This window comes from Dyadobacter sp. BHUBP1 (assembly GCF_050587785.1).
In the GTDB taxonomy this organism is placed as follows: Bacteria; Bacteroidota; Bacteroidia; order Cytophagales; family Spirosomataceae; genus Dyadobacter.
This window is the reverse complement of the sequence record NZ_JBOBIH010000053.1, coordinates 1-541: the sequence shown is the minus strand read 5'-3', so window position 1 is coordinate 541 and position 541 is coordinate 1. Positions and strand designations below refer to the sequence as shown.

Genomic DNA, 541 nt, shown 5'->3' with positions numbered 1-541 from the left:
CAGAACCTGGAGTATTGCAGGCCGCCGGGGTTCTCTTTGATATATTCTTCCCAGAGGATCAACCGTGTAACACCTGTACGATGCTTTAACTCATAGGTGAAGTAGTCGATCTGACTGTAAAAATGAGCTTTCCTGGGATCAGCATCCTCCGAAGGGCTTACCTTTTCGAGGCTGACCAGGCGCTCCAAGTCTTGGTCTTTCACCAGTAGAAGTTCCTGCAAGCTCAGGCCGGTGCGCAGCAGCTTCTGCTGATACAACCCGATCGTCTTCCTGGATATCTTTACTTGCTTTTCAATGCAGCGAATAGATACGCCTCGTTCAAGGAAAATAAGTATCTGACGTAATTTATGCATGCTCAGAGGTCTATTTGCCATTCCATGAAGGTTTAGGTGATGCCTAAACATATGGTAATGGACGGTTAAACCCTCTGCTCAGTGGCGTACTTTCAGCAGGAATAAGTGGCGTACTTTGGGGAGGAATCTTCCTTTTCCAGGGATCCGGAATTCCGAAAACTCACATTGAAACACGCCAAAATCCGCTA

Annotated in this window: 1 pseudogene; it reads right to left on the bottom strand. The window is 47.1% G+C overall.

The features are described 5' to 3' along the window. Window positions 1–374 (bottom strand): annotated as a pseudogene (locus tag ACQ4MZ_RS31600) (IS21 family transposase); the annotation flags it as partial. Between the last annotated feature and the right edge of the window lie 167 nt (window positions 375–541).